This is a genomic window from Sphingobacterium sp. InxBP1 (assembly GCF_026191775.1).
GTDB classification, from domain to species: domain Bacteria; phylum Bacteroidota; class Bacteroidia; order Sphingobacteriales; family Sphingobacteriaceae; genus Sphingobacterium; species Sphingobacterium thalpophilum.
The window spans coordinates 105,064-120,264 of record NZ_JAINDX010000042.1 but is presented as its reverse complement, the minus strand read 5'-3'; the positions used below and the strand labels follow the sequence as shown (position 1 = coordinate 120,264).

Here is a 15,201-nt window from a genome sequence, read left to right as displayed (position 1 = left end):
CGGTATTCATATGTAGTTGATTTAATTTTTGCTGGTATCAATAATTCTAAAGTTGTCGAAATGTATATCCACTTTCGTGTTGGCATTTTCAGATTTATTCTTTGTGAATATGCCGAGTTCGGGGTTTGCTATAGCTGCAAAGGTGCCATAGTCGGTGGCGCTGGTGAACCTATTGAGCGCAATGTCACATGTGATCCATTTGCCGACGCTCGTTTTATTGGTGCTTTTGTCGCGGGGCACATAGTCGGCGACCATCTTGTCCCAGTTCCCTTTCAACTGCATATCGAATGTCGCCGTCGACAGCGGTTCATTTAAGAAGCATTCGAAACGCAAGGCGAGATTAGCAATCGGGGTGTTTGCTGGTATCACATTGGTCGTTGGATATACCCCTTTATTGGATAAGTTACCCCACCAGTACTGCCAGGCACCCGGAGTTCCAAATATGCGGTATGCTGTTCCTGTTGTAAAGAAAGGCGGCTTTGTTCCGTCTGCAACTACAGGCATATTGTTGTCTCCCCAGTCGTATGCACCGACATTGTCCCAGTCCAATACGAGGTTCTGAACAGGGTAAAATGTGCTACTTGTGTTGGATTGTCCGCCTGCAGCAAAGACTGTCAATTTTCCCGCTTTACGGGGAGCTTTAGGCAGCCGGTAATAAATGGTGTCCTGGCTGTTGGAAACGCTGATATCTTCTGCCGGGATCTCAAATTCACCATTGATATTCAGATGTGTTACGTCGATGAAATGATTACCTGTGATAAATGCCAGGTCACCGATGACAGGCATATCACTGCTCCATGATTTTATTGTAGGCGGAGCAACATGGGTCGTGAAAGCTATACTGACGGAATCCGTCATACAGTAGACAGCGAGGCGGCCATCCTGAATGCCCGCTGGAATCGTCAATTCGATTTTATCGTATTCCTTACCAACGTTATATTCCGTTGCTTCAATAGAAGCTCCGGCATCACCTTCAAATATTATTTTTTGGACTTCATAGAAATTTAGCCCATATATCCTAAGCTTTTCACCGGTTTTCGCGGGATACTTGAGTTCAATACGCGCGATCTGGGGGGGCGGCGAGTAGATATGGAAGCTGAACCTTGCTATGCCATGGGTAGTCTCTATCCGGATCTCATTGGGCAGCTCAGGATTTGTGCCAGTGAGCAATAGGTCAGCAGGTATGGAGATTATGGCACTTGTCGGCGTACAGTAATTCGCATTAAAACCGATTTGTTGGTCATTGATATAAATTCTCTGTATGCCATCGAGATTTTTTCCAATGACGGCAACCATCGTGCCCGGAAATGCACCGGTAAACGTACTATCGGCTTTTTCGGGATCCGTCAACCTGACATGCGTGATTTCTGGACTCATGGTCATGTCCTTATCGCGGCTACATGAAAATGCAGCCATTAGCACGATAGCAGCGAGCAAAATACAGATCAAGTGGTTGTTATAGCGTGTTGCTTTCATAATGTTTGCGGGTTATTTAAATGGATAAGCTTGCGGCTCTTCTTTCAACCGCGGATTTTGGATGATATCATTCTCCGGGTAGGGAAAGAAGATATTTTGTGCAGTTACGACCACAGGTACTGCGGGAGGGGTGGGGTCCTCGAAAATAAGGTTGCCATCTTCATCCTTTGTGATAGAGGCAGTCGTCCAGCCCCGCTGCTGCTCATTAAAATACTTCAGCATTTTTTCAGGTTTGTAGCAATACCAGCTGACCATATCATACCAGTTGGTATATTCCATGGCGAACTCCACACGGCGCTCTTTGATAATGTCGTCCAGCGTAATCGATGTTTTTTTGCCGATCTTTGCCCGCTCTCTCACTTTGTTGAAATAGGTTAAGCCTTCGCCTGCGCTGAGTGTGGCATTATTGCCGAGACTGGCTTCGGCGTAGGTTAGGTATACGTCGGCGAGGCGTAGAATATAGGTGTTGAGCGGAGAGCTCATGGATTGCACATAACCGTCATTGTCATCGTTGGGTCCACCAATTACGCCTTTTTTGATCGAAGCACCGGTGCTGCTATACGAATAGCCACCTTTATCGATGCTGATGTAGGGGTAAAAAGAATATTGCGTAAAATAGCTGGCATTTCTTCGGATGGTATCAGCACGTTCATATTGTTTTAACATATCGATGGAGCCGTTTAATCCACCCCCCCAGACATTGACACCACCGGTCACCTCCGATGAGAATGCCAAGTCAGCTAATAGCGTATTGCATACGCCCCATTCGCCGAGCGGAACCCATTGCATAGCGATGAGTGACTCAGGGTTATTGTTGTGTTTGTATTTGAACAGATCTTCGTATTTGGGATACAGATCAAGCCCGCTATTTACACAGACATCCTGGGCATATTCCTTTGCTTTCGTTAGATCAGCTTCATTACGTGTACCACCGGTTTTCCAGCCTGCGCGCGCGAGGTATACTTTGGCAAGCATGCCTTTGGCGCCCCAGCTCGTTGCGCGGCCCTTATCGGCCTTATCAGGAAGATTTTGGACGGCAAAAGTCAGATCGTCTATAATAAAACGAAAGATATCTTCCTCGCGGTGCCGGGGCTGTAAGGGATCTTTGATTACCGTGTCATTATTCTCAATCAATATTACCGGCCCCCAGGTGCGGAGAAGATAAAAGTACGCGATACCGCGCATCAAACGTGCTTCGGCAATAGCCATATTTTTTTGACTTTCAGTAACGTTTGTGGCCTTGGTTGTTACGGCGTCGATAATGGCATTTGACATGGTCACAACGCCATAAAAGGACTTCCAGGAGTCCGACAGGCCTGCATCCAATGAGGTGACGGTAAATAATGTGTATGACGGATTCATGTAAGGATTATATCCATCATTGGCTCTAAGACTGCCAATAGCGACAGCTGGCCGCTTATTATAATCAAACCAAGCTCGATTATAAAGAGGAGCGGTAGCCGCTTTTAAGGCTTCGGCCGAGGTATAAAAAGTGCCGTCGACATAGGCTCCTTCCGGTTCCCGCTCCAAAAAACTTTTCTTACAGGATTGTAGAACAACGGTAGCCATCAATGCGGCTATCACGAATAGCTTTTTCATAATTCAGTATTTTAACATTAAAACATGAAGTTCAAACCCAAGGTATAGATGCGCTGCGAAGGATATCGTGCATAGTCTATTCCCCTTAATAATACATTTTGATTGTAGGCGCCTATTTCTGGGTCGTAACCTGAATATTTAGTCCAGGTGAAGAGGTTTTGAATATTTATGTATAATCGCAGATTTTCGATCTGATATTTTTTCAGCAGCGCCTGGGGAAATGTATATCCCAAAGACAGGTTTTTTAGGCGCAGATATGAACCGTCTTCAATAAATCTATTGCTCATCCTGCTGTTATCATTGGCATCGCTGACGGTGATACGTTGAATGCTAGCATTGGGATTGACCACTCTCACATTAGCAATGTCCTGATCCGAACCAGCTGCATCTATCGTTTCGATAAGGGCGATACCTGTTGTTTCTTTGAGCATTCCCGAGTTGTTCATCGGGTTAGTGAAATCCTTGCGCAGTTGGTTATATATTTTGTTTCCATAAACAGCATGCAGGAAGATATTTAGGTCAAACCCCTTATAGGAAAAATAGTTGTTTAGTCCCAGTATAAATTTAGGCTCCGGATTACCTATAAAATCGCGGTCCTGTTCATCAATTTTACCATCTTTATTTTTGTCCTCGAATATAAAGTCACCTACCCATATGCCATTTACACCGATCGCTTTGTCTTTTGGGAGGGCGACAGGCAGCTTGTTGCCATCCTCGTCGAGGATAAAATTGTTGTTGTTGTCTTTGCGGTAAAAATCAGCTTCACTATGAAACATGCCGATCACGTTGTATCCATAGAATTGGCCGACGGGATTTCCCACTTTGGTGAGGGTAAATGTTTCTGCACCTATTTTGCCTTGAATGGCGGCTGCATCTGTATAAAGCTGAGTCACGTGGTTTCTATTCATCGAAAATGTCAGACCCGATTTCCAAAATAGGCCGCTTTTATTGACGTTAACGGAATTTAATGTCAGCTCAAGCCCCTTATTGGTCATCGATCCGGCATTGACCCATGGTGCTGAGATCAGGCCACTGACATAGTCAGGCAGCACGGCTTGCATCAGGAGATTGTCGATCCTCTTCAGGTATACTTCAGTGATCAATTCTATTCGGTTTTTGAACAAGCTTAGATCCAAACCTACATTATACGCATTGGTCTTTTCCCATTTTAGGTCTGGATTGGCGAAATTGCCGGGATAGAAGCCTGTTCCCCATATGGATGCCGCCGAAGCCATTGTGACGCCATAGGCATATGAACTTGCCGCCTGGTTTCCGACTATACCCCAGCCGAGACGAAGCTTCAGGTTGTCTATCGTCGGATTATCTTTCAAGAATGATTCATTTTTAATCTTCCATGCAGCCGCGAGCGAGGGAAATGTACCCCAAAGGTTGTTTGCACCAAACTTATCCGATCCGTCCCTGCGTAGCGTTGCCGTCAATAAATATTTATCATTGAATCCATAATTGAGGCGCCCAAAATACGATTCTATTGCACCCGAGCTTCGGGAGCTCCCATTACGTGCTGTCTTTGAATCTCCAGCATCCAGTTCGTGAACGGTATTCAGAAAATAATTGGTACGGCTTCCGGACAATGATTCCCATTTGTTTTCCTGAGCTTCATGTCCGACCATTACGGATAGGCTGTGTTTTTCGGCAAACGATTTATTGTATGTCAGATAAGTTTTTAGATTGGTAAAAGCCCCATTGCTGGCAAATCTGGCTCCCGCCGACTGCTGTTTAAAATTTCCGTAATCATAAGCGGGGGTAAACTGATAGGAATTAGAGTAATTATAATTACCGTTACCTTCGATTCGTAGTATAAGCTCTTTTATAAAAGATATATCCGCATATGCATTGACACTTATTTGCGAGCCTTTCGCGTAATTTTCACGTGTAAGCGCTTCCTCTAACGGGTTTGCGAAATAGGTACCATACATATTTTCCTGCTGTGTCCCCCAGGAACCATCTGGATTTTTTGCCGGTACCTCGGGTAGTTGTCGGATAGCCAGCGAGATTATTCCGCCATTGTCTATCGTGTTGACATTTTTAGTTTTGGCGGTATAGGCGTTGAGGCCCACGGTCAGCCATCTGTTGATTTTCGAGTCAAAGTTCATCCGCAACGAGTAGCGTTCGAAGCTCGACCCTTGCGCTATGCCCTGCTGATCGAGGTATCCGCCACTGATAGCAAAGCGGTTTTGTTCAGTTCCGCCCGAAATATTCAATTGGTGATTGTGCATCAACGAAGTACGAAAGATTTCCTTTTGCCAGTTTGTACCTTCGCCCAGTAAAGATGGATCTTTAAACTCTTCTCTATCGCCAAATCCAATTACCCGAGCGCGCAGGTTTTGGTAGACAGCGTATTCACGGAGATTCAGGACATCCAGGGTATTGGGTAGCTGCTGCCAGCCCACATAGCCTTCATATCCCAACTTGGTTTTTCCGGCTTGCCCACGTTTGGTGGAGATCAGTACAACACCATTGGCCGCGCGGGTTCCATAGATTGCAGCAGCTGATGCGTCCTTTAATATTTCCATCGATACAATATCTGACGGATTGATGGATGAGAGCGCGCTAGAATTGTCCCGGGTATTGCCATCTATTGGAATTCCGTCGATCACATATAACGGTTCATTTCCACTGAAAGAATTGGTGCCACGTATACTAACGGATATCCCGCCCCCAGGGGCCCCCGAGTTCTGGGTGACAGATACACCTGCGGCACGTCCCTGTAACGCCTGGTCCAACGAAGTACTGATGGATTTGCTGATGTCGTCAGCCGTTACAGAAACCACCGAACCCGTTAGGTCACCACGTTTCATCTTTCCGTATCCAACCACGACCGCTTCGTCCATTGCACGGATACTTTCGGTTAGCTGTACATTGATTTGGCTATCAGTGATTTTCAGTTCTTGTGTGTTGAAGCCAAGATGTGCAAAGATAAGTACACTCCCTCTTGGAGCAGCAATGGTATATTTACCATTTTCGTCTGAAAAGGTTGCTGATCGCGTCCCTTTTATTTTAACAGAGACGTTGCTCAGTGCTACTCCGGTACTGCTGTTGGTTATCTTTCCCGATACAGGGATACTGGTTGTCTGTGCTCTCAATGCATTTATGTAGAGCACAAACAGTATCTTTAACATTAGATACCCGCAATGCCTAAGTTTAGGCCAAAAAAACTTTTGTGATAGGTTTTTTGATTTCATGGTTAATTTAAGTTTATATTTTCTATTGGTTATTTTCCCGAGAAGGGCATGGTTAAAATTAGAAACAACAAGCGGCTACGACGGGCATAGAATGTTGCAGATAAGAGGATAAAATGTTAATACAAACTTTCAGGGCCTTAGCGCATGACTATTTAGAAACCTGCTACGACAACAGGTTGCACTGTCAATGCCGGGTGTTTTTGTGGTCACAATAAACGCTGAGGCGGACAAATTTTTGTCTTGATGTCTGTAGGCGGAGGTGTTGAGTAAGCCGAAGAAGTTGATGGGCTTCAAAGGAAGATCGATCGCTCATTCAGGGTATCCAAATGTTTCAGGAATAGGTATAAAATGTTTATTCATGATGCAATGCTATGATAAATTCAGTATTTTGACTTTTAGTTTTGGACGCGATAACCAATGAAACGACTCTTATATTTATTCTTATCTTTTTTGGCCACCGCTAGTCATGGTCAGCAGTTTAAGTTTGCACACTTGGACAATCGCAATGGGCTTGTTGGAAATGAGGTTGTTGCGATTTATAAGGATAGTCGTGGATTTGTTTGGTTTACGACGAATACCGGGCTCAATAGATTTGACGGTGAACGCGTAAAAGTATTCGATCGCAGTAGCGATGGACCTGTGGGTACGTTTTATGATGCCTTGAAGAAAATTGTCGAAGATGATCAGGGCAATTTATGGATGTTGGGCAACAAATATGTGATGTTTGACTGGCGTAAAGAGGCATTTGTCAATAATACTGATTCCATTCTCGAACGAATGGGACTTCCCTCGAGCCCGGTTTCGATTCGTATCGATCAATTTAAAAACTTTATTGTTGCCTATCCGCACAAAGGTATATTCAAGTATGAGCCTAAGAATAAAAAGTTGACAGCCTTCGCACCTTCCAATGCCCGGGCCACGATTTCACCTTCCGAAATTGTAGAGATCGCTTTGAAAGACGAGTTTGTGTGGATTCTCCATAAAGATGGCATTCTGGAACGTTTGGATACACGCACGAGGAAAATTGATTTACGTGAAGAGTATCCGAATATAGGTTCAATTAACCGCTTGATTACCAGGTATGTTTTTATTGATAATGATCATGATGTTTGGGTCTATCCGGGGGTAAACAATAAAGGTATATCCTGTTACAACACAACAAAGGACGAATGGAAGCAGTTTGACATGGACACAAAACCTGCACTGTCCCATACGTTCGTTCGCGGAGTCGTGGCCGATAGTAAGGGATTGATATGGATCGCAACTGACCATGGCGGCATCAATTTATATGATAAAAAGCAAAACAGCATACAAGTTCTCCAAAATGAAGAGTTCAATAACAACTCCCTTCGGCAAAATTCCGTTGTGAGCTTATATTGTGATCCTCAGGGAACCATTTGGGCGGGAACATATAAATATGGCGTATCTTACTATCATCCCGAAATGTTCAAGTTTCCAAGTACGAGAATCACGCGTGTTGGCAGTCTTAGAAGCGAAATTTTTGATTGCAGCAGTATCATCAAGGATCAGGAAGATAACCTTTGGCTAGGTACCAATGGAAAGGGACTGATAAAGTTTAACGAGCGTACGGGTACAAGCTATTTTTTTAGAAATAAGCGTGGAGATCTCACCAGCCTGTCTTCTGATATCGTCACCGCTCTTTTGGAGGACAATGCCAAAAAAATATGGGTCGGAACCTTTATGGGGGGGCTAAATGTGTATGACGGCTTGCGGTTCAGGCGTTATGAAGCTGAGGAGAAAAACGAAAATGCACTGTCGAATCAAAGCATATATGGTCTTAGTGAAGACTCTGAAAACCATTTATGGATAGCCACCTTAGGGGGCGGAGTTGACAGACTGGACCCGGGAAGAACAAAATTCACAAATTACAATCGGGAAAACAGCAAACTGCGCTCTGATTTTATGCTTTCCGCAACCAAGCATGCGGATGGAACGATCAGCTTCAGTTCAGACATCGGAGTGTATACGATTGGTGCTGGTCAGCGCATTGCCCCCTATTTCTCTAAGGTCAACTTCCAAGACCATGCCGCGGCAGTACCCGTATATCAGCTTATGAAAGATTCTAAAGGACGCGTCTGGCTGGCAACGAAAAGAGGGATCAAGATATTCGACAGTTCGCGAGGAAGGTTTTCGACTTTAACACTTGCTGACGGGCTCTCCAGCGATGACGTACGCTCCCTGGCTGAAGACCAGGATGGTTATATCTGGGCTGGAACCAGCAACGGGCTTAACCGGATACAGTATATACCTGGCGATAACAATAAGCAAAAGAGCATCATTTCTACTTTCGATTTAAGTGACGGACTGACGGGCATGGTGTTTAATCCCAATGCCGTCTATACTGACAGGACCGGTAGAATATATATGGGCACCACAACGGGCTATGTCGCTTTTTATCCGAGAAAGATTCCCGTAAACAAGACTGCACCCCGTGCGCGGTTTACGGAGCTGTTGTTATCGAATGAGGTGATTCATCCCGATGACAAAAAAGATGGCCATTTGGTGTTGCCACGCTCAATCGTCGACCTTGACCAGATCACCCTGAAATACAATGAAACCAATTTTACGATCCGTTTTTCAGCATTCAACTTTATCCATCCTGAGAAAAATAGATACCGGTATAAGTTGGAAGGCGTAGACAAAGAATGGATAGAAACATCGCGTAGCACAGGCTTTGCCTCCTACTCCAATCTCAACCCTGGACACTACGTACTCAAAGTCTACGCGGGCAATGAAGATAATATATGGTCACCTCGGCCTATCGAGATGCATATTGTCGTCGATCCTCCATTTTGGCTTGCGTGGTGGGCAATAGGCATTTATATCTTTGCATTTATGTGGTTGGTCAGGTTATTTATCCGACATCGGTTAAAACGTAAGCAAGATCAGCTGGATCAGAATGCACGGATATTGGAAGCCAACAAGCTACATGAAATAGACCAGCTAAAATTAAAATTCTTTACCAATATCAGCCATGAGTTTAAGACACCATTGTCATTGATCATCAGCCCACTGGAAATGTTGATGAAAAACTCAAATTATCCCGAACAGCAAACAGCCCTGGGAGTCATGTACAAAAACGCACAAAAGCTGCTGACGATGGTCAACGATATACTCGACTTTAGGAAACTCGACCAGGACAAGGCAAAATTGAATATCTCGTCCGGCAATATTGTTGAATTTGTCAGGGAGATCAGTACTTCTTTTTTGTCTTTAGCAGCTGAAAAATCCATCAAATTGACATTTACAACCCATCATCCTTATATTGATTTGCGGTTCGATAAAGATAAAATGTATATGGTGGTTTCCAATCTAATATCCAATGCGTTTAAGTATACGAAAAATAGGGGGCATGTGGATGTCTGTGTAGATATATCCGAAACGGTAGTGGATCAAGAAATTGATAAAAAGCTGTGTATCAAAGTTTCTGATACAGGTATAGGGATGGCAAGAGAACATCTGGATCGGATTTTTGACCGCTTTTACCGGATTGATTCCGACGATACCCACGGTATAGCGGGAACGGGTGTGGGACTGCATATTGTGAGCGAGTTTGTCAAGCTTCACGACGGCTCGGTCGACGTCAGCAGCGAACCCGGAAAAGGAACCATCTTTGCCGTTCATATACCGATGCCAAAAGATGGTAAAAATAAACAGGATATTATCTATTCGGGCAATGAGACGGAAAAATATGTAGATGCGGATTTAGGCCAGCCTAAACAGACAAAAGAGGAAATTGATGGCCATGTTTATACTTTACTGATCATCGATGATAACGAAGATTTTCGGTTATTTCTAAAGGACCTTTTTGTCAGTGACTACAGAGTGCTTTCCGCTAGGGACGGGCAGCATGGCTACGACCTGGCAGTTGAGCATATTCCGGACATCGTCCTTTGTGATGTCATGATGCCAAATGTAGACGGCTACGAATTTTGCCGAAGAATTAAACGAGATATTCGCACTTCGCATATACCGGTGGTGCTGCTGACAGCCAAGTGTTCAGATGAAAATCAATTTCAGGGTATGGAGGCCGGCGCCGATGCTTATATCTCAAAGCCATTTAACATTGATATTCTTCGGATGACCTTATCAAATATTGCACGTCGGCAGAAGCAGTTGCAGGAGAAGTTCAAGTCCCGAGTTGATATCACGACGAGCAAGACGGACATCATCTCGATGGATCAAAAGTTTATACAGAAGGCAGTCTCGATAGTAGAGGCCAATATGGAAAGGACTGACTTTCTGGTTGAAGACTTATGCCGTGAAATGGCCATGAGCAGAGTTAATTTTTATAAAAAAATACTTGCCCTCACAGACAAAACGCCGTCGGAGTTTATCCGATTTATAAGGCTCAAAAGGGCCGCGGAACTCCTTGAGAAAAGTCAGATGTACGTTGGTGAAGTGGCTTTTTTGGTTGGATTCAATGAGCCCAAATATTTTAGAAAATACTTCAAAGAAGAGTTTGGTGTGACGCCCAACGAATATAAAAAAATGATCAGTAGCACTATGCAGTAGTCAAATCGCTGCTTCCGATGTTTATTATACTCGTATTCATTTGGTAGCTTTCCTCATTATTATTTCGTAAATTCATCCTATGAAGCAATTCGGATGTCATCATGCGAAAATCTGCTTCATCCCAAAACAATGAACGCATGAAAAGCAAGAAGCGAAATAGGGGGTTTTATTTCAAGCAGTATGATGAGCCGTTTCAAACACCTTTTGATAAATTGTTTGACATTTTCAAGGAGCTCATCACCCACACCGCCGGCGATTTTGATGAGGCTATTGATTGGTTGCGGGAGTTGGATAAAGAATTCAAGCTGACTACTCCTGAATATACCATAGACGATTTCATCGCAGATCTGAAGAATAAAGGATACATCAGAGAGCGGCTGGAGTTCGGTGGAAGTGGTGGTGTAGATCTAACCTCAAAGATGGAGAAAGCCTTACGCCAGAATGCGTTGGACCAGATTTTTGGAAAGATGAGAAAAGGGAAGTCGGGCAATCATAAAACCAGCCAGCAAGGGCGGAGTGACGAAAGTATGGGCGATTTGCGAAGCTATCAATATGGAGACAGCCTGGAAAAGATTGCACTGACCGAAAGCCTGAAAAACGCACAGGTCAATCATGGCATAGGCGATTTCGCCTTATCCGAAAGTGATCTGGTTGTAGAAGATACGCAGTTTAAATCGCAGATGAGCACGGTGCTGATGATTGATATCAGCCATAGCATGATCCTGTACGGCGAAGACCGCATCACTCCCGCAAAGAAAGTAGCTATGGCCCTATCCGAGCTGATACTAACGCGTTATCCGAAAGACTCACTTGATGTTATCGTTTTTGGTAACGATGCCTGGCCTATAGCGATTAAAGATCTGCCATATCTACAGGTGGGGCCATTTCATACCAATACTGTCGCCGGCCTCCTGTTAGCAATGGACATACTCAGACGTAAGCGGCACGCTAACAAGCAGATATTTATGATCACTGACGGCAAGCCGAGCTGTTTGAACATGCCGGATGGTACTTATTATAAAAATCCGATGGGGCTTGATCCTTTTATTACAGGTAAGTGTTACAGCATGGCCGCTCAAGCCCGTAAATTGGGGATACCCATTACGACTTTTATGATCACCGCTGATCCCTATCTGCAGCAATTCGTTGACGAATTTACAGCATCCAATCAGGGTAAGGCTTATTATACCGGGCTTGGAGATCTTGGCGAAATGATCTTTGAAGACTACGAGGAAAATCGAAGAAAGAGAATACGATAACAGCATATCATCTTGCGCAGCCGTTTGCGCCTCATTTTAAGAACAACATATGGATTACATGAAGATTACAACATTTGGCGCACTAAAGAATTCAGGATATCAACCTAAGACGATAAAAGAAGAATTGCGTGACAATCTGATTACAAAAATAAGGAATGGCGAAACTGTATTTAACGGAGTATATGGTTATGAGGACACCGTAATTCCTGAACTGGAGCGAGCGATTCTCTCCAAGCACAATATTAATTTTCTAGGCCTTCGTGGTCAAGCCAAGACCAGACTGGCCAGGCTTATGGTAAATCTGCTGGATGAATATATACCTATAGTAGCGGGTTCTGAAATCAATGACGATCCTTATTATCCGATATCCCGTTACGCGCTCGAGCTCCTAAAGGAAAAAGGTGATGACACCCCGATAGGCTGGCTACACCGCAGTGAACGTTTTGCGGAGAAACTAGCGACCCCCGATGTTACAGTAGCCGATTTGATCGGAGATGTTGATCCTATCAAGGCTGCAAATCTGAGGTTGAGTTATGCTGATGACCGTGTAATTCATTTTGGTATGATTCCTCGGGCAAACCGCTCAATATTTGTCATTAATGAACTGCCCGATCTTCAAGCACGCATTCAGGTAGCACTTTTTAATATCCTGCAGGAGGGAGACATCCAGATCCGAGGCTTTAAATTACGACTGCCGCTGGACATACAGTTCGTATTTACGGCCAATCCGGAAGATTATACCAATAGGGGAAGTATCGTGACACCGCTGAAAGACCGGATAGGTTCACAGATTTTAACCCATTACCCCACATCGATTGAGATCGCTAAGGTCATTACTGCGCAGGAGGCTAATTTGGAAGCCGCGCAGAAGGACCAGATATACGTACCAGAACTCGCGCGTGAGTTAATCGAGCAAATCAGTTTCGAAGCCCGAAATAGTGAGTATGTGGATGAAAAAAGTGGTGTTAGTGCACGGATGAGCATTACGGCATTTCAAAACCTATTGAGCACTGCCGAGTTACGCATGCTCAAAAATGGATCTGGTAAGACCTCCGTACGCTTGAGCGATTTTATGGGGATCGTCCCCGCTATAACTGGAAAGGTGGAGCTTGTTTACGAAGGCGAGCAGGAGGGCCCTGCTGCAGTCGCTATGCAGCTAATCGAAAATGCAGTAAAAAGCTTATTTCCGATCTTGTTTCCCAAAATTGAGAAGTTGGAAAAAGAAGGCCAACACTATCCTTACGATGGCATCGTCCGTTGGTTTGCAGAATCGGAGGGGGTTGAGTTGTCCGATGAACTTAGTGATGCCGATTACGGACGCCTATTGGACCAAATAACCCCATTGCGCACGTTGATCGAGCAATATCAGCCGGACGCAAAGCCAGAAGATCATCATTTTCTGAGCGAGTTTATCCTGTGGGGATTAGCATTATATAGCAAATTGAGCAAATATAGGACAGGCAATGATCTGCAGTTCCAAGATAACTTTCAGGGATACCTGCGGAATAATTTGTAATAGCTTTGCAAAAAAAGCTTCCACTCTTGGTTGGCCCTCGATATCCTGAAAACGCAAGCTTGCGTTTTCAGGATATCATTTGACAATTACATATTTAGCTGCCTAGCTTCAATGAGATGAGCGAAATACTAAAAGAACAGTTTCGGAGAATTGTTGAAGCTGTAGGTACAGCTACCACAGTTGATGAAGCCATTGCTATTGAGAACGCGGGTGTCGACGCCAACTGCAATTGTTCTTATAAAAAGTGAAACTAGTCCACCACGGCATATATTGATCTAAGGATGGGCAAACGTTTTACTTGTTTTTTCTCATATAAATGTTTTATATTTGTGTATATGGTATCTATTATCACTACATATTGCCCTTCTGATTGTGTGATTGCTTAATCCGCAGACAAGCCATAAGGCTTTCTGCGTATCTTGTGTTAAGTATCAATTACTAGCGCTGTAATATCGCAGCGTCAAAATAATATTTTTTTATAACGATCACAAATCCTATTGCCGGTCCGTGTCATTTGTGCGCTGTGCTGAGATTGTGCAGCATCGCAGATTATTCTAAAATAATCTGTATTACTTATGCCGTTTCCGGGAGATAGGAGATCATGGTGTCAACTAAATGAAGACAAAAATGACAACACCAATTTATATCCGTGAGGAAAAACAGGAAGATAGGCCTTATGTTTTTAAACTTATCGAAGCAGCATTTAAAGAGGCTGTATATACAGACCACCAGGAGCAATTTCTTGTTGAACGGCTACGCAAGTCTCAGGCTTTCATTCCGGAATTGTCTCTCGTGGCGGTATTCGCAGAGCAAATTGTTGGGTATATTCTGCTGAGCAGAATCAAGATCAAGGGCGTCAATATAGACCATGATTCTTTAGCTGTAGCGCCTGTTGCGGTATTGCCAGAATACCAAAATAAGGGAATAGGAGGATTATTGCTCAAGGAGGCACATGAAAGGGCCAAAATGCTCGGATTCGCATCCGCTATTTTATTGGGGCATGCCAGTTATTATCCAAAGTTTGGTTACAAAGAAGCGGCATGTTTCAACATCAAGTTGCCTTTCGATGTTCCATCGGAAAACAGTATGGCCATTGAGTTGGTCGAAAACGGACTCAGTGGCATAGAAGGTAGGGTAGAATACCCCCCTGAGTTCTTTGGCTAGTGCTGTTATCAGGCTGCTTTCGGGTGAACTGGAAGCAGCCATGAACAAATTAATACACCTATTAGCACTATAACCAGCACAAACACTTGCACCTCAGGTATAATTAACGACATGAATGCCACAAATAGCAGCAGTCCAGCGTTGGCAGTGACGGTGAGCCGTTTCACCAGATTATCGCTGACCTTCAAAAGGAGGATATTTATAAATGAATTAAACAGTAGCGCGAGGCCTGCCGAAAAGAACCATATTTTACTTTCGGTAGTAGCCAGGCCACCGTCGAAAAAGGTGTATGCCATGTGTGCTATGGAGTAAATACAGAGAACAACAATAAGAAAGGTATATGTACCCGACAAAGACATTTTCCAAAATTTTGTGTAACGAACTTAAGTGAGCTTAGCTACACTTTACAGTAGACCGCTCAACTCAAATATAGCAAAAATCGATGCTT

9 protein-coding genes are annotated in these 15,201 nt (G+C 44.0%); 5 read left to right on the top strand and 4 right to left on the bottom strand.

The genetic code is table 11. The annotated features are described in order from the left end of the window. Positions 1 to 21 precede the first annotated feature (21 nt). The 3 genes from K7A41_RS08245 to K7A41_RS08235 are packed head-to-tail and all read right to left on the bottom strand — an operon-like array spanning position 22 to position 6,197. The gene (locus tag K7A41_RS08245; RefSeq protein WP_265713340.1) at positions 22 to 1,476 is read right to left on the bottom strand and encodes a glycan-binding surface protein; all 1,455 of its coding nucleotides are present in this window, start codon (positions 1,474 to 1,476) and stop codon (positions 22 to 24) included. A gap of 12 nt (positions 1,477 to 1,488) precedes the next feature. Then, positions 1,489 to 3,075, bottom strand: a complete 1,587-nt coding sequence (locus K7A41_RS08240; RefSeq protein ID WP_265713339.1) for a RagB/SusD family nutrient uptake outer membrane protein — start codon at positions 3,073 to 3,075, stop codon at positions 1,489 to 1,491. A 17-nt stretch (positions 3,076 to 3,092) separates the two neighbouring features. Continuing rightward, positions 3,093 to 6,197 (bottom strand): SusC/RagA family TonB-linked outer membrane protein, encoded by a 3,105-nt coding sequence (locus tag K7A41_RS08235; RefSeq protein ID WP_265713338.1) that lies wholly within the window; start codon positions 6,195 to 6,197, stop codon positions 3,093 to 3,095. A 498-nt stretch (positions 6,198 to 6,695) separates the two neighbouring features. Between K7A41_RS08235 and K7A41_RS08230 the strand changes: the two genes are divergently transcribed. The 5 genes from K7A41_RS08230 to K7A41_RS08210 all read left to right on the top strand — a co-directional run bounded on the left by K7A41_RS08230 (position 6,696) and on the right by K7A41_RS08210 (position 14,753). Further along, positions 6,696 to 10,814, top strand: a complete 4,119-nt coding sequence (locus K7A41_RS08230) for a hybrid sensor histidine kinase/response regulator transcription factor (protein ID WP_265713337.1) — start codon at positions 6,696 to 6,698, stop codon at positions 10,812 to 10,814. Between the two features lie 137 nt (positions 10,815 to 10,951). Continuing rightward, positions 10,952 to 12,073: a vWA domain-containing protein gene (locus K7A41_RS08225; protein WP_265713336.1), complete on the top strand. Its 1,122-nt coding sequence runs from the start codon at positions 10,952 to 10,954 to the stop codon at positions 12,071 to 12,073. Between the two features lie 58 nt (positions 12,074 to 12,131). Then, the gene (locus K7A41_RS08220) at positions 12,132 to 13,589 is read left to right on the top strand and encodes a magnesium chelatase (RefSeq protein ID WP_322784019.1); all 1,458 of its coding nucleotides are present in this window, start codon (positions 12,132 to 12,134) and stop codon (positions 13,587 to 13,589) included. A gap of 116 nt (positions 13,590 to 13,705) precedes the next feature. Further along, entirely contained in the window at positions 13,706 to 13,837 is a 132-nt protein-coding gene (locus K7A41_RS08215) for a hypothetical protein (protein ID WP_265713334.1), read from the top strand. Between the two features lie 379 nt (positions 13,838 to 14,216). Continuing rightward, positions 14,217 to 14,753: a GNAT family N-acetyltransferase gene (locus K7A41_RS08210; protein WP_265713333.1), complete on the top strand. Its 537-nt coding sequence runs from the start codon at positions 14,217 to 14,219 to the stop codon at positions 14,751 to 14,753. 8 nt (positions 14,754 to 14,761) lie between these two features. On the opposite strand, the gene K7A41_RS08205 is transcribed toward K7A41_RS08210, so the two are convergent. Next, a complete protein-coding gene (locus tag K7A41_RS08205) occupies positions 14,762 to 15,049 on the bottom strand; it encodes a hypothetical protein (RefSeq protein ID WP_265713332.1) in 288 nt (95 codons plus the stop codon). Between the last annotated feature and the right edge of the window lie 152 nt (positions 15,050 to 15,201).